Source organism: Bacteroides clarus, from assembly GCF_015555825.1.
Classification (GTDB): Bacteria; Bacteroidota; Bacteroidia; order Bacteroidales; family Bacteroidaceae; genus Bacteroides; species Bacteroides clarus.
In genome coordinates, this window is record NZ_JADNLF010000006.1 from 55,173 (window position 1) to 72,389 (window position 17,217).

24 protein-coding genes and 1 tRNA gene are annotated in these 17,217 nt (G+C 46.0%); 11 read left to right on the forward strand and 14 right to left on the reverse strand.

The window, feature by feature from the left end:
- Positions 1-95 precede the first annotated feature (95 nt).
- From rny to I2F54_RS08250, 3 genes are all read right to left on the reverse strand, one after another.
- Positions 96-1,634 carry a ribonuclease Y gene (gene rny, locus I2F54_RS08240; RefSeq protein ID WP_022217732.1) on the reverse strand — a complete coding sequence of 513 codons (1,539 nt, stop codon included), beginning with the start codon at positions 1,632-1,634 and terminating at the stop codon, positions 96-98.
- Positions 1,635-1,761: 127 nt separating this feature from the next.
- Positions 1,762-2,052: a cell division protein ZapA gene (locus tag I2F54_RS08245; RefSeq protein WP_022217731.1), complete on the reverse strand. Its 291-nt coding sequence runs from the start codon at positions 2,050-2,052 to the stop codon at positions 1,762-1,764.
- Positions 2,053-2,064: 12 nt separating this feature from the next.
- Positions 2,065-2,358 carry a hypothetical protein gene (locus I2F54_RS08250; protein WP_195501029.1) on the reverse strand — a complete coding sequence of 98 codons (294 nt, stop codon included), beginning with the start codon at positions 2,356-2,358 and terminating at the stop codon, positions 2,065-2,067.
- A 380-nt stretch (positions 2,359-2,738) separates the two neighbouring features.
- Between I2F54_RS08250 and I2F54_RS08255 the strand changes: the two genes are divergently transcribed.
- Positions 2,739-3,320 carry a 5'-methylthioadenosine/S-adenosylhomocysteine nucleosidase family protein gene (locus I2F54_RS08255; protein WP_195500940.1) on the forward strand — a complete coding sequence of 194 codons (582 nt, stop codon included), beginning with the start codon at positions 2,739-2,741 and terminating at the stop codon, positions 3,318-3,320.
- A 27-nt stretch (positions 3,321-3,347) separates the two neighbouring features.
- Here I2F54_RS08255 and I2F54_RS08260 read toward each other — a convergent pair whose 3' ends face one another.
- Positions 3,348-3,707, reverse strand: coding sequence for a YbaN family protein (locus tag I2F54_RS08260; protein ID WP_009121294.1), 360 nt, complete (start codon positions 3,705-3,707; stop codon positions 3,348-3,350).
- A 20-nt stretch (positions 3,708-3,727) separates the two neighbouring features.
- Here I2F54_RS08260 and I2F54_RS08265 point away from each other — a divergent pair, with 20 nt between their 5' ends.
- From I2F54_RS08265 to I2F54_RS08275, 3 genes are all read left to right on the forward strand, one after another.
- On the forward strand, positions 3,728-4,561 hold the full coding sequence (locus I2F54_RS08265; RefSeq protein WP_195500941.1) for a phosphodiester glycosidase family protein: 834 nt from the start codon (positions 3,728-3,730) through the stop codon (positions 4,559-4,561).
- A 109-nt stretch (positions 4,562-4,670) separates the two neighbouring features.
- Positions 4,671-5,003: a 6-carboxytetrahydropterin synthase QueD gene (gene queD / locus I2F54_RS08270; protein WP_009121296.1), complete on the forward strand. Its 333-nt coding sequence runs from the start codon at positions 4,671-4,673 to the stop codon at positions 5,001-5,003.
- An 11-nt stretch (positions 5,004-5,014) separates the two neighbouring features.
- Positions 5,015-5,560 carry a 7-carboxy-7-deazaguanine synthase QueE gene (locus tag I2F54_RS08275; protein WP_118046586.1) on the forward strand — a complete coding sequence of 182 codons (546 nt, stop codon included), beginning with the start codon at positions 5,015-5,017 and terminating at the stop codon, positions 5,558-5,560.
- 28 nt (positions 5,561-5,588) lie between these two features.
- Here the strand turns inward: I2F54_RS08275 and I2F54_RS08280 are convergent.
- The 4 genes from I2F54_RS08280 to I2F54_RS08295 all read right to left on the reverse strand — a co-directional run bounded on the left by I2F54_RS08280 (position 5,589) and on the right by I2F54_RS08295 (position 7,705).
- Positions 5,589-5,661: transfer RNA gene (locus I2F54_RS08280), tRNA-Trp, on the reverse strand.
- Positions 5,662-5,736: 75 nt separating this feature from the next.
- A complete protein-coding gene (locus tag I2F54_RS08285; protein ID WP_009121298.1) occupies positions 5,737-6,312 on the reverse strand; it encodes a uracil-DNA glycosylase family protein in 576 nt (191 codons plus the stop codon).
- Positions 6,313-6,350: 38 nt separating this feature from the next.
- Complete coding sequence (locus tag I2F54_RS08290; protein ID WP_118468949.1) at positions 6,351-6,983, reverse strand: hypothetical protein; 633 nt, start codon at positions 6,981-6,983, stop codon at positions 6,351-6,353.
- An 80-nt stretch (positions 6,984-7,063) separates the two neighbouring features.
- Positions 7,064-7,705: an AlbA family DNA-binding domain-containing protein gene (locus I2F54_RS08295; RefSeq protein WP_009121300.1), complete on the reverse strand. Its 642-nt coding sequence runs from the start codon at positions 7,703-7,705 to the stop codon at positions 7,064-7,066.
- Positions 7,706-7,854: 149 nt separating this feature from the next.
- Between I2F54_RS08295 and I2F54_RS08300 the strand changes: the two genes are divergently transcribed.
- From I2F54_RS08300 to I2F54_RS08310, 3 genes are all read left to right on the forward strand, one after another.
- Positions 7,855-8,031: a histone H1 gene (locus I2F54_RS08300; RefSeq protein ID WP_009121302.1), complete on the forward strand. Its 177-nt coding sequence runs from the start codon at positions 7,855-7,857 to the stop codon at positions 8,029-8,031.
- Between the two features lie 182 nt (positions 8,032-8,213).
- Entirely contained in the window at positions 8,214-9,485 is a 1,272-nt protein-coding gene (locus I2F54_RS08305) for a putative DNA modification/repair radical SAM protein (RefSeq protein ID WP_195500942.1), read from the forward strand.
- Complete coding sequence (locus tag I2F54_RS08310) at positions 9,482-10,255, forward strand: TIGR03915 family putative DNA repair protein (protein WP_129618998.1); 774 nt, start codon at positions 9,482-9,484, stop codon at positions 10,253-10,255. The genes I2F54_RS08305 and I2F54_RS08310 overlap by 4 nt, the downstream gene beginning before the upstream one ends.
- Positions 10,256-10,258: 3 nt before the next feature.
- Here the strand turns inward: I2F54_RS08310 and I2F54_RS08315 are convergent, their stop codons facing one another.
- From I2F54_RS08315 to I2F54_RS08330, 4 genes are read right to left on the reverse strand one after another with little or no spacing between them, the layout of a single operon-like run.
- Positions 10,259-11,239: a lytic transglycosylase domain-containing protein gene (locus tag I2F54_RS08315; RefSeq protein ID WP_195500943.1), complete on the reverse strand. Its 981-nt coding sequence runs from the start codon at positions 11,237-11,239 to the stop codon at positions 10,259-10,261.
- A 38-nt stretch (positions 11,240-11,277) separates the two neighbouring features.
- A complete protein-coding gene (locus I2F54_RS08320; protein ID WP_195500944.1) occupies positions 11,278-12,003 on the reverse strand; it encodes an SDR family NAD(P)-dependent oxidoreductase in 726 nt (241 codons plus the stop codon).
- 9 nt (positions 12,004-12,012) lie between these two features.
- A complete protein-coding gene (locus tag I2F54_RS08325) occupies positions 12,013-12,423 on the reverse strand; it encodes a secondary thiamine-phosphate synthase enzyme YjbQ (protein WP_087413578.1) in 411 nt (136 codons plus the stop codon).
- 30 nt (positions 12,424-12,453) lie between these two features.
- Complete coding sequence (locus I2F54_RS08330; protein WP_195500945.1) at positions 12,454-14,328, reverse strand: PAS domain-containing sensor histidine kinase; 1,875 nt, start codon at positions 14,326-14,328, stop codon at positions 12,454-12,456.
- Between the two features lie 356 nt (positions 14,329-14,684).
- Here I2F54_RS08330 and I2F54_RS08335 point away from each other — a divergent pair, with 356 nt between their 5' ends.
- Together I2F54_RS08335 and I2F54_RS08340 are read left to right on the forward strand one after the other, a co-directional pair.
- The gene (locus tag I2F54_RS08335; protein WP_009121312.1) at positions 14,685-15,149 is read left to right on the forward strand and encodes a MaoC family dehydratase; all 465 of its coding nucleotides are present in this window, start codon (positions 14,685-14,687) and stop codon (positions 15,147-15,149) included.
- Positions 15,149-15,358, forward strand: coding sequence for a hypothetical protein (locus I2F54_RS08340; protein WP_087413577.1), 210 nt, complete (start codon positions 15,149-15,151; stop codon positions 15,356-15,358). Before I2F54_RS08335 ends, I2F54_RS08340 begins: the two co-directional genes overlap by 1 nt.
- Here I2F54_RS08340 and I2F54_RS08345 read toward each other — a convergent pair.
- Both I2F54_RS08345 and I2F54_RS08350 read right to left on the reverse strand, forming a co-directional pair.
- A complete protein-coding gene (locus I2F54_RS08345) occupies positions 15,304-15,678 on the reverse strand; it encodes a nitrous oxide-stimulated promoter family protein (protein WP_087426584.1) in 375 nt (124 codons plus the stop codon). The genes I2F54_RS08340 and I2F54_RS08345 overlap by 55 nt on opposite strands.
- A complete protein-coding gene (locus I2F54_RS08350) occupies positions 15,671-16,126 on the reverse strand; it encodes a GNAT family N-acetyltransferase (protein ID WP_195500946.1) in 456 nt (151 codons plus the stop codon). Before I2F54_RS08350 ends, I2F54_RS08345 begins: the two co-directional genes overlap by 8 nt.
- Positions 16,127-16,287: 161 nt before the next feature.
- Here I2F54_RS08350 and I2F54_RS08355 point away from each other — a divergent pair, with 161 nt between their 5' ends.
- Both I2F54_RS08355 and I2F54_RS08360 read left to right on the forward strand, forming a co-directional pair.
- Positions 16,288-16,770, forward strand: a complete 483-nt coding sequence (locus I2F54_RS08355) for a PepSY-like domain-containing protein (protein ID WP_195500947.1) — start codon at positions 16,288-16,290, stop codon at positions 16,768-16,770.
- Positions 16,771-16,901: 131 nt separating this feature from the next.
- Entirely contained in the window at positions 16,902-17,213 is a 312-nt protein-coding gene (locus I2F54_RS08360; RefSeq protein WP_039950471.1) for an MGMT family protein, read from the forward strand.
- Positions 17,214-17,217 lie beyond the last annotated feature (4 nt).

The window sequence follows — 17,217 nt, forward strand, 5'->3', positions numbered from 1 at the left end:
AATAAGAAAACTCCGTGAACTTCGGAAGCGGATAAAATAAAAAAGGAGCGAATGGCCTGTTGCCAACGCTCCTCTCATGGTTTTAATTCTTTTATTTACTTAGCGTAGCTTACCGCACGTGTCTCACGGATAACGGTAATTTTCACCTGTCCCGGATAAGTCATCTCATCCTGTATCTTCTTGGCTATTTCACCGGAAAGGTTTTCTGTCGCCTTATCGTCAATCTTGTCTGCACCGACGATGACGCGCAATTCACGGCCTGCCTGGATAGCGTAGGTCTTTGTTACGCCCGGATAAGACATCGCCAGTTGCTCAAGGTCGTTGAGACGCTTGATATAGGCCTCTACAATTTCGCGGCGGGCTCCCGGACGCGCTCCTGAGATGGCGTCGCATACTTGTACGATAGGAGCCAGCAGACTGGTCATTTCCACTTCATCGTGGTGAGCGCCGATAGCGTTGCAAATATCCGGCTTTTCCTTGAATTTCTCTGCCAGTTTCATTCCGTAGAGTGCGTGCGGCAATTCCGGCTCTTCATCGGGCACTTTACCGATATCATGCAGCAATCCGGCACGTTTTGCCTTTTTGGGGTTCAAACCGAGCTCAGATGCCATTACAGCACATAAATTGGCTGTTTCACGGGCATGTTGCAACAGGTTCTGACCGTAAGACGAACGGTATTTCATCTTACCGATGATACGGATAAGCTCGGGATGCAGACCATGAATACCTAAGTCTATGGTAGTACGTTTACCGGTTTCTATAATTTCCTCTTCCACCTGCTTGCGTACTTTGGCTACTACTTCCTCGATACGTGCAGGATGGATACGTCCGTCTGTTACCAGCTGGTGCAATGCCAGACGGGCAATTTCGCGGCGAACCGGGTCGAAGGCTGATAATACGATGGCTTCCGGAGTATCGTCCACAACGATTTCCACACCGGTGGCAGCTTCCAACGCACGGATGTTACGTCCTTCACGACCGATGATGCGTCCTTTGATTTCATCCGATTCGATGTGGAATACAGTAACGGAGTTTTCGATAGCGGTCTCTGTCGCTACACGTTGGATGGACTGTATAACGATACGTTTGGCTTCTTTGCTTGCTGTCAGTTTGGCATCGTCCATGATATCATTGATATAGGATTGCGCCTGCGTCTTGGCTTCTTCCTTCAAGGATTCTACCATGCGCTCTTTGGCTTCTTCGGCGGAAAGGCCTGAAATAGCTTCCAGCTTTTCGATTTCCTGGCGTTGCATATGTTCCAGTTCCTCTTTCTTTTTGTCAACGATTACCAATTGGGCTTCCAGATTCTCTTTCACCGCCTCGGCTTCCATCTTCTTACGCTGAATTTCTTCCTGACGCTGGTTCAGTACCAGTTCGCGTTGTTTCAACTTATTCTCTGCCTGCTGTATCTTTTGGTTACGGAGTGATACTTCTTTCTCCAAATCCGCTTTCTTGTTCAGGAATTTTTCCTTTACTTCCAGCAACTTATTCTTTTTAATCACTTCCGCTTCAGTCTCGGCTTCTTTAAGGATGCTGTCGTATTTGGACTTCAATCCATGCTTGAAGAACATATACGAAGCAAATCCGCCGACGATGAAACAGGCAATGGATACTACTATTGTAACTACTGTCATTTTATTAATTTGTTTTTAAGTATATAAATAAAAAGCACTGCATAAAAGCCTGTCCGTTACCGGACGGGGCTTTTGTACAGTGCGCGATATTGTCTCTCTCGTAAAAACGGAACAGAAAATTGTTTCCTTATCTTTCCTTGAAATAGGATTCCAATACTTCTGTCAGTTCTTTTATCTTGGCTGTATAGGGCTCAGTATCATTACGGTCTTTCAACTGAAGGGTCTCCAAAGCAAATTGATAAGCCACCATGGCTATAATCCTCTCTGAAGAGATGTTCTGATAGTGTTCCCGATACGCATTGATCCGGATATTGACCTGTTTGGCAGCTTCCCTTACTATTTCCTCGTCCTCACGGTTGATCGTGAGAGGATAGGTGGCCCCTGCCATTTGCAGGTTTATCTTTATCTTATCGTTCATACATCCTCTTTTTTATTCATTCAATAAAGCGATGCATTTATCGACTTCACGCACTAATTTGGACAATCGCAGTTTCGTCTCTTTTACGTCACTGCCGTTAAGGCTGATTGTCGTAGCTGTTTTTAGGTTTGTGTAGTTCGTTTCCAGCTCTTTGTAATCGGAACGTACTTTCTCGCATTCTTCCTCTTTAGCTTCGAGAAGTTGCTTAAGTTCAGCATTTTCGCGTTTTAATTCATCATGCAGATAGATTAAATGCCGCAGTCTGGCTTCAAAAGTACTTAATAGCTTCTTTTCTTCGTCTGTCATTACTACACCAAAATTGTACACAAAAATACAATTAACTTGGAGATTACAAAAGCTTTTCAAAGAAAAATGTTCCGTATGTACTGAAATAAGGGAAAAAAGAGGTTATGTCATGTGGGATAAAGGGAACTTTGGACTATTTAAGTGATAGTATGGCCGATATTAATCCGTAGCAATATCGGAGATTACTGCCTTAATAACTTTAGATTGGTTTTCTGTGTGTGTATTGAAATCTTCATAAAATAATTTGTGGGATAATTTAATTTATATACTGAACTAATTGTATACCTTTGTGTACCATATCTGTGCAGTTGGATAAACCGGGTAAGAAGGAGTATGTGGAGGTGTTGAATTTGTATATTATAAAACAGGAATCAAAGAATATGAGAATTTTAGTTACTTACGCCGTTCAGGGTGAATTTACGGAATTGAAGTTTCCCGGTTTGACAGGGGAAGAAGAAGTGCAGGTGGGCTATCTTCGCACCGGAATAGGAAAGGTGAAATCGGCTTTTTATCTTACGGAAGCTATCAATCGCGCACAGCCCGATTTAGTTGTCAATATGGGTACGGCAGGTACTGTCCGTCATCAGGTGGGGGATATTTTCGTATGCCGTCATTTCGTAGACCGCGATATGCAGAAGTTGACTGATTTTGATATGGAATGTGAGATAAACTCGGCGGAACTGTTGGCTCGGAAAGGCTATTGCCTGCATTGGCAGGGCGAAGGAATATGTAATACGGGGGATACTTTTCTGACGGAACTGTCGGATGTAAAAGGAGATGTTGTGGATATGGAAGCTTATGCCCAGGCATGGGTGTGCCGTACCAAAAATACACCGTTCATCGCGGTGAAGTATGTAACCGATATCATCGGGCAGAATTCGGTGAAGCATTGGGAGGATAAACTTGCGGATGCCCGTAAGGGATTGGGAGAATTCTTTGAGGCGCTTGGAGGAGCAAGGTAATTCGTAATTGAGAAGCAAGGCTTTACTTTATTTCAGTGTTTTGAAAGAGAGGATATGGTAACTTGTTCCTATTGCAATCAGTAACAATAATATTTTCAGCCACCAATAGGGGGCTATGAAAAAGATGCAGTTGAGAATTGTTATCCATATAAGTGATATGGAAATGATTTTAGCTCTTAACGGAATAGCCTTATTCTCACGGAAATTACGGATATAGTTTCCCAAATATTTTTGGTGCAACAGCCAATGGTAGAGGCGGGGAGAACTGCGGACGTAAAGAGCTGCTGTAAGTAACAGAAATGGAGTTGTAGGCAGCAATGGAAGAAAAACTCCGATGATGCCGAGTATTAAAGAAAGTGTACCGAATAGGATATAAAGGGCTTTCATGCCGCAAAAATAGAAAAAATATGAAGAATAAAGTCGTTTTGCTATTGTTTATTGTTTGTTGCGCATGGACCGCTACGGCCCAGACGGTTGCGGATTCTTTGGCTTTGGTTGCCGCGCATTGGCAGGTGACGTCTTTAAAGAAAGGCGTACTTTGCCGAAAGGCTTTTTTCAATTCTTTATATGGTGTTCCACAGGAAGTTTCCGTACTCGAAATAACTCCGAAGTATTACAATCTGGATGTACTGATTCATCAGCCTAAAGAGGAAACCAGTGTGGCTGCACACCGTTCGGGAGCAATAGCTGCCGTTAATGGTTCTTATTTTAATATGAAAGCAGGTAATTCGGTTTGTTATTTGCGGAAAAACGGAGTGGTGGTGGATACAACTGCTAACGGTGCATTGGGTACGGTTTCCAATGGAGCTGTATTCATAAAGAAAGGACGGATGAAATTGTTGCCCTGGAGCAAACAAGAAGAAAAGGCTTGTCGCTTGAAGCATGGGACGGTGCTTGTTTCCGGTCCTTTGATGCTGATGAATGGAAAAGAGTGTGATATTTCCGCCTGTAACCAAAGTTTTGTGAATACCAAACATCCGCGTAGCGCCATAGTGCTTACGAAAGATAAAAAGATTTTGTTTGTTGTTGTGGACGGACGTATGAAAGGAAAGGCGGAGGGTGTCAATATACCTGAACTGACACACATGATCCGCGTATTGGGTGGAAAAGACGCGTTGAATCTTGACGGCGGCGGTTCTTCTACTTTATGGAGCGGGGAATATTCCGATACGGGTATCATTAATACACCTTCGGGTGGAGTGGAACGCCGGGTTGCCAATTCTATCTGTGTGTATGAATAAGTGGTAATCTGATGTGTAAATTCCAAGTTTTTTGTACTTTTGCTGTCGCATCGAGGTGACATTAGATGCACAGTACTATAAATGATATTTTAATTAGCGTATTAACAGTATGTATACAGTCATTAAACGAATGGAAGTTTCGGCTGCCCACAGTCTGAAGCTTTCCTATCAGAGTAAATGTGAAAATCTGCATGGTCACAATTGGATAATCACAGTTTATTGCCGTTCCAAAGAGTTGAATGCCGATGGTATGGTAGTTGATTTCAGCCATATCAAACAGGTGGTGAAAGAGCAGTTGGACCACCGGAATATCAATGAAGTTCTTCCTTTTAATCCTACAGCCGAGAATATTGCGCGTTGGATATGCGACCAAATACCTACTTGTTTTAAAGTAGAGGTACAGGAATCCGAGTCGAATATAGCCGTATATGAAGAAGATTGACACGACCGCTTATGAGAAAGATTAACGAAATATTTTACAGTCTGCAGGGAGAGGGATTTCATACGGGTACTCCTGCTGTTTTTATCCGTCTTTCCGGTTGTAACCTGAAGTGCCCGTTTTGTGATACGCAGCATGAAGAGGGTGTTTTGATGACAGATGAAGAAATCATGGCGGAGGTGGGGAAATATCCTGCGATGATGGTGATACTGACGGGTGGAGAACCTTCGCTTTGGATTGATCGGGAATTTGTAGACCGTCTGCACCGGATGGGAAAGTATGTGTGTATCGAGACTAACGGGACACACGAGCTACCGGATAATATAGATTGGGTGACTTGCTCGCCCAAACGAGGGGCAAAACTGAGCATTTCCCGCATGGATGAGGTGAAAGTGGTGTATGAAAGTCAGGACATTACCGTGTATGAACAACTACCTGCCAAGCATTTTTTTCTGCAACCTTGTTCTTGTAGTAATACGGTAGAAACTGTGGCGTGCGTGATGCAGCATCCGAAATGGAGACTGAGTTTACAGACGCATAAGTTGATTAATATTTCTTGAGCGGTGGCTTTGCCTGATAAGGCGGTTGCACGGGAGGAGAGGCTCGAACTCCCGACACCCGGTTTTGGAGACCGGTGCTCTACCAACTGAGCTACTCCCGTGTTTGCGGCTGCAAAGGTAATGGAAACTTTCAAATCTGCAAGCCCTTTGTCACTTTATTTTAAAGGGAAAATCGCTTATAGCATTTGTAAGTCCTGATACATAACGCGATAGGCTGCCGCTTTTTTTTCTAAAGCCAGCGGATAAGCTCTTGATGAAGAAGGCATGCGATAGAGACGTATGGGGCGATCCTCGAAAATGAACTCTGTAAAATCCCCGACCTTGGGCTCTTTCAATGAAAACAGCGCGCAAAGTGTGTCCGTCGCCTTTTGCCCCGTGGTGACAATCGCTTCGCATTGCGGCAGTTGCTGCAGCAATGCGGCTATATCAGTAGGTTGGACTACCTCAAGGAACTTATCGGATGCATTATCCTGTAATCGCCGTACGGCGGTGGCCGTATCGAACAGGGCTATTCCCTTTTTGTTCAGGAAACTGATAATACACTCTTTACAGAAGGCCTTTCGGGATTTATCTACGAAATGGTCTTTATCATTAAAGAATAAGAGACCTGCAATGCGCCACATGTCGTTATTCCAATTCGGATAATAAAACTCCATTGACCACCGCTTCTTTTGCGGCGGGAAACTCCCCAGCATCAGTAAACGTGCATTGCCGGGGAGAAAAGGTTCTAAGGGATGCTGTTCTATTTCCATAGAAAAAAGCGTTTGCGCTTATTGGCCGAGACTTCGGCTTATGCTTTCTCTTGTTCGTCGGCTTTCTTTTTCGGCTCTTTCTTTGCCAGCATAACGATATTGTACACATACTCGGTCATCCATTGTTCCGAGTATCCCAAACGTTCTTTGTACTGACGGACTGTCATGGCTGTTTTGTGTACGTCATCCTTTTTCCAAACGGCCTTGGTACAAACCTCATGTACCGTTTTTTCGGTCATGCTGCGCAATGCGCCTTTAAAAATAGACGGCATACGGAATTTCCATTGCATCAGGTTACCCATCAACATCATCAGATCGTTAGAGAAGCCCTGATACATGAAAAGATAACCTTGTACGTCATTCTGAGTACGGCAGTGTTTTTTTACGGAAGCGTCGATCTCTTTAAAGAAGTTCTCGCTTATTCCGTAGTCCTGCATCAGCATCTTGCGGGAAGCCGCTTTTTCCGCTTGTCCCAGACGACCGCCCTGTGTAGGAATTTTGAATAAACGTTTGAAGTTGGCTACATCCGGTACAAAACGGATGTTGGTGATACCCAGGTTTGCGGCTATCACAGATTGGAAGTAGACACGTGTCAGTGAGACAAAGTCTTCCACATTTTTGGAAGAAACCTCTTCCGAATTCTTGTTGAATAGTTTGGCAAATATACCCATGATGATAGTTTTTCTAAATTTACGGGTGCAAAGGTAGTAAATAACTTGCTTTTTACCAGCACTCCAACTCTTTTTCTACTTCATTTCAGTTTGAAGTGAAACTTATGTCCTTCGAATATGGGTTCCACAATGTCATAGCGAATGAGTTTAGCCAGCAAATGTTCCGCGGAACGGCGTGACAGATGTGCCAGACGGCAATAACGGTTCAGTGACAATCGGTCGTTTTGTTCCAGCAAATCAAGAAGCAGTTGTTCCCGTTCGGTGTATTCCATCAGTTCTCCTTTGGGACTTTCGCTTTGCTGCCAGATACGCAGGTGTACCGGGGTGGCAAGAATGTTTTCGTCTTTAATGCGCAGGTAGGCGAGATACCTGCCGGTTTCGTCTTTGGCATATACCGGTTTCCGGTCGCTTTCATCAATTTGCACGAGTAGCACGCTGCGGCCTTCCACCTGATAAGTCTGCGTGCTGTAACTCACTTCCGGGCGACAGTATAATCGGGCTGCCGCTTCTATCATATATTGTTCCTCGTCGGAGCGTACTCCGGCTATTTTTCCATTGTCTTTTACGCCGATAAGGAGACGTCCGCCGTCCGTATTTGAAAAGGCCGAAAGCGTCTTGGCAATTTTTCGCGCATCGGATATTTCGAACTTGAAATCTTGCTGCTGGTGCTCTCCTTCGGCTATGAGAGCATGTATATATTGGGCATCAGTAAGCGTTTTCATGCCTGCAAAAGTAGATAAAAAACACGTATGAGCCCTTTTTTATGCCGATTTTGCGTATTATTTCAAAAAAAATATCGTTTTTCTGCATTTATTTCAAGAAAGAATGTATTTTTGTCGGACATTATTAACGAAGTAATTAAAAAAGGATTATGAAAGAATTAGTTGAAAAAGTTGCAGAATTGTATGCAGCATTCGAAAAAGATGCAAAAGCTCAGTTGGAAAACGGTAACAAGGCAGCCGGTACTCGTGCACGTAAGGCTTCTTTGGAAATCGAAAAGACAATGAAAGAATTCCGCAAAGCATCTTTGGAAGCTTCTAAGAAGTAAGAAAAAAGCAGATTTAATGCTGTGAAAGACTGCCGTTCGGCGGTCTTTTTTATTTTATATATAGTAGTTCCTTTGTACGGATAAGTCGTTTTTCTATCCTATCCCTCAACGATTTTTAATATATTAATTGCTTGGCCTTCGTCCTTGAAATCGAAGTTTTATTGCTACTTTTGGCACGGGTTATGGACGAGAATGTATTAAATAAGTTGAAGATATTGGCGGAGTCGGCAAAGTACGATGTATCTTGCTCATCCAGCGGTACTGTGCGTTCCAATAAAGCGGGCATGGTGGGTAATACTGTGGGCGGGTGGGGTATCTGTCATAGCTTTGCAGAGGACGGACGCTGTATTTCGTTGTTGAAAGTGATGCTGACGAATTACTGCATATACGATTGCGCCTATTGTATCAACCGTCGTAGCAACGACTTGCCTCGCGCCACCCTTTCCGTCGGCGAACTGGTGAATTTGACAATGGAATTTTATCGCCGCAACTACATCGAAGGGCTTTTTCTGAGTAGCGGTGTGGTGCGCAACCCCGATTATACAATGGAACGGTTGGTGCGTGTGGCCAAAGACCTTCGTACCATCCATCGCTTCAACGGCTATATCCATTTGAAGAGTATTCCCGGAGCCAGTCGGGAGTTGGTGAATGAAGCCGGGTTATATGCCGACCGTCTCAGTGTCAATGTGGAAATCCCCAAAGAAGAAAACCTCAAGCTGCTTGCTCCGGAGAAAGACCATAAGAGCGTGTTTGCTCCGATGCGATATATCCAGCAAGGTGTTTTGGAGAGTGCGGAAGAACGTAAGAAGTATCGTTATGCGCCCCGTTTTGCTCCGGCGGGACAGAGTACACAGATGATTGTGGGGGCTACCGCTGAAACGGACAAGGATATTCTTTTCCTTTCATCGGCTCTTTATCAGCGTCCTACGATGAGGCGCGTCTATTATTCCGGATATATCTCGGTGAATACGTACGACAAGCGCCTGCCGGCTTTGAAACAGCCGCCCTTGGTACGCGAGAACCGCCTCTATCAGGCTGACTGGCTGCTGCGTTTCTATCAGTTCAAGGTAGATGAAATCGTAGATGACGCTTATCCGGATTTGGATTTGGAGATAGATCCGAAACTGTCGTGGGCCTTGCGTCATCCTGAGCTGTTTCCCGTTGATATCAATAAAGCGGATTATGAGATGATACTCCGCATACCGGGTATCGGCGTGAAATCGGCGCGCCTGATAATCGCTTCCCGCCGTTTTTCCAAATTGGGATTTTATCAGCTGAAAAAAATCGGCGTGGTAATGAAGAAAGCGCAGTATTTTATTATGTGCAGTGAACTGCCTATGCGTACGGTCAATGAAATGACTCCGCAAGGGGTGCGCAATCTGTTGGTGCGAAAGCCTAAAAAGAAATACGATGACAGGCAGTTGACACTTGATTTTGGAGAAGAAAGAGAATGAACCTGTTTATATTCGATAATACTTTCGAGGGATTGCTGACTTCTGTTTTCGAGGCCTATTCCCGCCGTACTTTTCCTGATGCTTTGTTGGTAGAGGGAGAGCCGCTACCCTTATTCCATGATGAGGCTTTTACGGTGGTTTCCGATGAAGAGAAAGCGGGTAGGGTTTGGCGCGGCTTACAGAAAAAACTGTCTGCATCCGCCTTGTCCTGCCTTACCCAATGCTGGCTGGCGGAAGAGCCGGAAACGGCATCGCTCCTGTTTCGTTATATCCGTAAAGCAATAGATGCTCCCCGTTCCATTGAAACCAATTTTGCCGACCCTGATGTCTTGGAATTCTCACGTATGTGGAAACGGGTAGATTGGGAACGCATACGGATGTTGCAGTTCATCCGTTTTCAAAAGGCTGCGGACGGTACTTATTTTGCAGCGGTGGAGCCGGAGAAGAATGCACTTCCCCTGATAACCGGGCATTTTAAAGACCGCTTTGCCGACCAACGTTGGTTGATATATGACATTAAGCGTGCCTATGGCTATTATTACGATTTAAAAGAAATACGGGAAGTTACTTTCGGCGAAGATAGTCGTGAAGGGCATCTTGTGACGGGTATGCTGGACGAAAGCCTTATGGATAAAGATGAAAAACTCTTTCAGCGACTTTGGAAAACCTATTTCAAGGCAATCTGCATCAGAGAGAGGCTGAATCCCCGCAAGCACAGACAAGATATGCCTGTGCGTTATTGGAAGTATTTGACGGAGAAACAGACTTGACTCTTAATTTATTACCCAGTGCTTGTTATAAGGAACGGTCTTATGCGGATCGTAGTGCATTCCGGCTTGCGTCGGTATCTTTAGGATGTATGTACGTCCGCTTTTGTTCATCAAAGAAATATCACGCAGCCAGGGATTGGCATCTTTCAGCTGGGCATAGGTGATACCTTTGCTTTTGGCGAATTGCGCCAGATTGGTTATTCCCGTAGTGACTTTCACTTCAGTGTATGGGATGGACGGATAAAGATGTTCACGTTTCAGTAAGAAGCCGTATTGCTGCGGGTTGCTGATAACAGCCTTTGCCGCCAGCAAACGGAACATATAGCGTGAGGTTTCCTCTACCAGCCAAAGGTCTGCCGCCCGGCTCACCATTTGTTTCTGTAATTGTGCGGAGATGCGTCCTTGTCCGGCATTGTAGGCAGCGGCTACGCAGAGCCAGTTGCCATATTTGGCATAGGCCTCTTTCAGATATTTGCAGGCGGCTTTCGTTTCTTTTTCCACGTGATAACGTTCGTCGATGTTATTGTTTACTTCCAAACCGAACTCACGTCCTGTACCGGGCATGAACTGCCACATGCCTGCGGCACCGGCGGGTGATTTGGCAAGCGGGTTAAGCGCACTTTCTATTACGGCCAGATATTTAAAATCATCCGGTATGCCGTTTGCTTTTAATATAGGTTCTATAATAGGAAAATAGCGGTTTGCACGCTTTACGGTGAGCATCGTGGTGGAATGCATATAGGTGAACGACATCAGTTCACGGTCCATACGTTCCCGGTGGTCGTAGCGCAGCAAGTCCACTTCCTGTCCGGCAAAGGTAATCTTGGCGGGTACGGTAGGAGAGGTGACGCAGTAGGGCACTTCCGATTTAACGGATTGTTGTTCAGGATTCAGCACACTGTTGCCGAAGAGAAAAGGCAACGAAGCGCCTGTACACAGGGCAACGGTGGCTGTAAGTATCATATATCCGGCTTTTTTTTTCATCTTGGTCGTTTTTGGTTTATTGGCGTGAAGATACGAAATCAATTCTTTATAGGCAACCGTTCCCACAACCAACGTGGAATCATTCGCCAAAAGAATACCAATAGGCTGTAACGTCCGTCAATTACCGCCACCCGTTTTTTATGTTTTAATGCCCGGACGATGTGTCGGGCTACTTCGTCGGCATGCATCAGCATCGGGTACTTGCCGTTCCGCAGCAAGTCCGTTGCTACGAAGCCCGGACGGATATCGGTGAAGCGGATGTTGAGGCGCTGCATCCGCGAAAGTTGCGCCAAAGCGTCGATGTACGTATTCTGAAACCGCTTGGTGGCAGAGTAGGCGGGTGCTACACCCAGCCCCTTGGTGCCCGCTATGGAACTGATTACAGCGATATGTCCGCCACCCGTTTTTTTGAAATAGTCGAAAGCGGCGGTTACCATTCGGGTAAATCCTTCGACATTGGTACGTGCGGTGTTCAATTCTATTTCCGGTTCCAAGTCTCTGTTCTGATAACCCACACCGGAACTTAGGAAAAACAAGTCCATACCGCCTAGGCGGTCTACCAATCGGTTGAGATGCAGGATGGCATTATCCTCTGTCACATCAAGACATTGTATCTCTATCTGTTCGGGGTTGGTTTGCTGCATGCTCCGCAGGGCTTCTTCGCGCCTGCCGGCAATACCTATGCGCCAACCTTGCCGCACGAGTAAACGGGCTACTTCCTGACCGATGCCTGAGGTGGCTCCTATGATAATGGCTTTTTTCATGGGCAGAGATTATCCAATAACGGTTGCGACGATTTTTCTTCCGCCGCCACGATTGCGGAATTCACACAGATAGATACCTTGCCAAATGCCCATGTTCATCCGTCCGTTGGTAATGGGGATGGTCAGTTCCGCTCCCACAATGGTGGACTTGGCATGCGCCGGCATATCGTCGTCCCCCTCGCAGGTATGTTCGTAATAAGGTTCACGTTCCCTGACAAGGCGGTTGAAGATGGCTTCCATATCTGTCTGTACATCCGGGTCGGCATTCTCGTTGATGGTGAGTGCGGCACTTGTGTGCTTGATGAACAAATGCAATAATCCGGTTGGCGGCAACGGCGGCAGGTTGCGGGATATTTCTTCCGTAACCAGATGAAAGCCACGCTTGTGAGGGGTGAGGGTAAACTCTTTTTGTATTATCATATTTCTTTCCTGTTCTTTATTTCTATTCCGTTATGTCGCCGGCTGTACTTGGCAGGGAAACGTTACGGTAAACGTACTGCCTTCGCCTACGGCGGATATCACCTCGATTCTCCCGTTCATGTGTTCCACGATGGACTTGCAGATGGATAAGCCCAGTCCGGCTCCTTGTACGAAAGAGTCCGTTTTTTCGAACCGCTCGAATATCACGCCGAGCTTTTCTTGAGGTATGCCGCGCCCGGTATCGGAAACGCTTATCCTCGCTTCGGACTGTCCCGTTTCGTATGAAATCTCGACATATCCCTGCGTTGTATTCTTCAACGCGTTCGATACGAGGTTGCTTAATACCTGCTTGATGCGCATCGGGTCCTGCTCTATCAGGCGGGGAATTACCGGATAGCGGGTTTTGAGCGTTACGCCTTCGGGAACATTACGTTGACATTCGGTGCAGCTCTCGTCTATCAGGTCCGAGAGATTGAGCCAGACGGGAGACAGCTCTATGTGCCCGGCTTCTATTTTCGACAAGTCCAATACATCATTGATGATATTCAGCAATAACTCATTGTTGTGGTTTATCAGGGCTATATAGCGGTCGCGCTCCTCGGCATCCTCTATGTAGGGCAAAAGACCGGAGAAACCGATAATGGCATTCAGCGGCGTGCGTATTTCGTGACTCATGTTGGCGAGGAAAGCGGATTTCAGGCGGTCTGATTCTTCGGCTTTCTCTTTGGCCAGTATCAGCATTGCTTCCGTATCTTTGAGCCGGGTGATATCGTAGTTGATACAGATGAGTTCGATACAGTTCCGTTCGGGAGCGTACACTTTCACTATCAGGTTGACGTGCGTCCAAGAACAGTTGCCGTCTTGTCTGAGAATGCGTATTTCCTTGTTGAACTTGTTCTCTGCACCTTTTAGGGCGTTATCCAGAAAGCGGAGCATATCGTGACGGTCGTCGGGATGGATGTGGTTGTACACTCCGATGATTTCGGACAACGGTGTGTCCTCCTGCTCACCGACATTGATATACCAGCTGTGTTGGGCATATCCCTGCCGGGTGAGCAGATTGTAATGGGCATACCCTACTTTGGCATAGTTACCTATCAGTTCGAAGAAACTCTCGAATTCCTGTATTTTGTTGTAGGCTACGGTAGTCTCGGTCTTATCGGCATTTATCAGCAGATAGTTGGTAGGGACGTGATTTTCGTCGTACAGCGTGGTTACTTTGGTCACGAGGTCTATCGTACCCGTTTTGGTCTGCGGGTCGTAGTAAGAGCCTACTTGCGCGAAGTCGTAGCGGAACGTGAAATCGGCGTTTTCATATTTTCTCAGTTTCTCTTTCATCTCTTGCGGAAATACGGGATTGTCGAAGATATTGACACCCAGCAGGTCTTCTTTCCGTCGCAAGTGGAACATTTCCAGTTCCTTGTCGTTGAGGTCTATCAGAACTCCGTCTATGTTGTAGAGTTCGATGCCCACCGGAAGGTTCTTGTAGATGTTGTGCAAAAGCCGTTCGCGTTGTTGTAGCACTTGCGAGGCGGATGACATATAAGGGCCGTCCTGTATTTCGGCTATGCCGTAAATCTTGGTATGTTCTTTTTCATCGGTTTTCTGCATGCAGGCTTTACTGCGCACCCATACGGGGCCCTTTACGCTATCGAGCAGATAGACGGCTTCATTCATCTGCTGCATATTGTAAAAGGAATGTGCGGTGGTATGCGGTTGCTCCTCTTTCAAGATGCGTTTGTTGAAGTCTTCAAAGCTGATGTAACCGTCTTCTTTCAAACCCAGCAGGTTGGCGATGTATTCGGAACAGATATAACTCGCATCCTGCACGTCGGCTTCCCACCAGCCCATGTTGGCATTGCGCATTATGTCTGATAACAGGTTATAATCCTTTTTAGCGTCCATACAGGAATATTTAGAGTGATTGATATTCTTATTATATACTTGTATATGCTTACAAAAATAGATATAATTCGCAGAAATGAAAAGAAATGGGGAAGAGATATAATAAAAATACAATACAATAACAGTTATTACCAACCGTATGTTTGTTTTGTTATGCGGAGCCGTGACATTATCTGTTTGCAGACAAGTATAAACTTACGCGTTCTTTGTGGAATGTGCGGCTCATAATAAGGTAGACTATGGTAAAAACAGCCGGAATATATGGCTTTTTAGCAGTCTGTTTGTAATTTATTCGGAGATAAGCGGTATCTTTGTTACCGTTTACAACGCTATTTACCCAACAAAACAAAGAATATATGGAAAAAGTTATTATCAACTCGTATGAGGATTTTGAAAAGCTGATAGGTCAGCAAATCGGTGTTTCGGAATATGTGGAGCTTACGCAGGAACGTATCAACCTCTTTGCCGACGCAACGCTGGACCACCAGTGGATTCACGTTGATACCGAGCGTGCCAAGACCGAAAGTCCTTTTAAGAGTACTATTGCGCACGGTTATCTTACCCTCTCCATGCTGCCGCATCTGTGGAACCAGATTATTGAGGTGAACAACCTGAAGATGATGATTAACTATGGTATGGACAAGATGAAGTTCGGCCAGGCTGTACTGTCCGGGCAGAGCATCCGTTTGGTGGCTTCCCTGCACTCGCTGGCAAACCTGCGCGGTGTGGCAAAGGCGGAAATCAAGTTTGCTATCGAAATAGAGGGCGAAAAGAAGAAAGCGCTCGAAGGTATCGCCATCTTCTTATATTACTTCAACTGATGACGCGTAAAATGATATGCCCCCAATGTAAAGTGGGGGCTTTTTTTGTCTTGAACGGCAGCGGAGAGCGTCTGCCCGTATATGTTTCCCGTGAGGGAGAGATTGTGCCCAAAGATCCCGAAGCTTCTTTGGAAGGGTATGATTTGACGGAAGTCTACTGTTTGTGCTGTTCCTGGCATGGCAGTCCGAAGCGTTTGCTGAAATATTGATGTATATACTCCTTCCATAAATGCCGGAGTGCCGCCGCAGGGTGATAAAGCAGCATTCGCGGTCCGGCATACCGCATCACCTCACGCATCCGTTCTTTCATGGCAGGCTTGTAGCAATGAATGGGGCAGAGCCTGCAAGTGTTCTTCTTCTCGCCAAACGGGCAGCGGGACAGGCGCATGCGGGCATACTCCAGTAACTCGAGGCATTGCGGGCAAAGTTCTTTGTTGCCCTCTTTCTTGCGACAGTAGAGACGGATCATCTGCTCTACGGTGCGTTGCTCTTGGGCGATGCGTGATGGGCGGGCGTTATTTTTACTCATTCATGCTGCGTTTCAGGTAAATCATATCTTTCAGTTGCTTGCCCGCTTCGTATATGGGATGGTCGTAGTTGTCCGTAAAGAAGTCGGGGATGCGGTGCGAATATGTGAATCCGCAGCTTTCATAAAAGGGAACGGTCAGAGGACTGTCGCCCGTACCCACGAGCATGGTTCGGCATCTGCCTGCATACCGCTTGAAAAGATATTCTATCAGTATCCTGCCATATCCCTGCCGTTGGAATTGCGGGTAGGTGGCAATGTTCTTTATCTCGAAAACATCTTCCGCTTCACGAGTAACGACACAGGCGGCTTTTATGTTGCCTGCATCCGTCAGGACGAACATTTCGCCACGTTCCAGATAACGGTCTATCATGGACTCTTGTTCGTCGGCCAGGAGTAGGAGGTCGAGGTATTGTTTCTTGTTATGAAGAACAGGATATATACTTATCATATCGCTTTCATGGATTTACGTTGCAAAATTAATCTTTGCAGGGATACTACCAAACAAAAAACGAAGTGATACTGTTGATTAATCAGTGATAATTCGTGTAATAAGTATAATCCGTGCTTGCCGCGCATCATTTGCGGTGAACCATTAATACCTGAACGATTATGAATAAATTGAAAACTGCTTTATTGATTCTGATGCTTCTGGCATCTATATCCGCCTCTGCCGGTTATGCTCCCGACAGCGTGCAAATAGCTCTTAAAAAGATGTATCCCACAGCCGTCGGCATAGCCTGGTCGCAGGACAAGGCGTATTATGTGGCGGATTTTATGATGAATGGCTTCGATACCAAAGTCTGGTTCAACTCGGATGCGGAGTGGGTAATGAAGCAAACGGACTGGGAAACGCTGGATGAAGTGCCCGCCGCTGTGTTCAATGCTTTTGCCGCCAGCCAGTTTTCGGACGGGGTGGTGCAGAACGTTGTTTGGGTGCAGTTTCCCAAATGGCAACCCATCGTGGCCATACAAGTGGGCAAACCGAATGTGCAGATAAAATATCAGATATTGTTTACTCCGAAAGGCGAGGTCCTTCGCCAGCAGAATATCACTTACGCCTATAACACGCTTGGAGCAAGTACTTTCCTATAAACGGAAAGGGGGGGGGGTCCCTGTCCCGACAGGCGGGCATCTCATCCCGTCATTCGGTGTAAAAAATGAGCGGACTTGTTTTGTATGCTCTCCGTTTGCCTTATCTTTGCCGGAAAGAAAGACTGTATCTTATGAATCACGATGCTTTTCTGCAAGATGTTTACAGCGTTGTTGCCGCGATTCCTGCGGGACGCGTGGTGACTTACGGACAGATTGCCTATCTGGTAGGCAGACCTCAGTGTTCGCGTATGGTGGGACAGGCGATGCACAACGTGCCGGAAGATTTGCACCTGCCTTGCCATAGGGTGGTGAACAGTCAAGGCAGACTGGTACCGGGCTGGACGGAGCAAAGAGCGTTGCTGGAAAGTGAAGGTGTCCGGTTCAGGGCAAACGGTTTTGTAGATATGAAAAAGTCTCAATGGGAATTTATGAAAGAACAATAAACAA